The following is a 251-nucleotide window of genomic DNA, read 5'->3' as shown; positions in this document are numbered from 1 at the left end:
CGTCAAGGCGATTTCGGAAAGGCTGGAGGTTATCAACTTGCGGCTGGCACGGGCGAAGGAGTCCAGGAGGAGGGCCCTGCACTGGTCCTTCGTGGCCCTGGGCGCGATCGTCGTCCTTGCGCTCATCGCCCTGTCCCTCTGGGGAAGCCCCTATCTGGATTGGGGCTTCTCCGATCCTGAGATGGCGGTTGTTGGCACCTTCCTGCATGGCTTCGAGTTCGTTTTCGTCAGGCTTGCCCCCGTGGTCTTCG

The 251-nt window shown here is 62.2% G+C and carries 1 pseudogene; it reads left to right on the top strand.

The features are described from left to right. Positions 1-37 precede the first annotated feature (37 nt). Positions 38-251 (top strand): annotated as a pseudogene (locus HMPREF2826_RS00605) (XRE family transcriptional regulator); the annotation flags it as partial.

This window comes from Olsenella sp. HMSC062G07, from assembly GCF_001811895.1.
Lineage (GTDB): Bacteria > Actinomycetota > Coriobacteriia > Coriobacteriales > Atopobiaceae > Olsenella_F > Olsenella_F massiliensis.
This window is presented reverse-complemented; position numbering and strand designations above follow the sequence as displayed.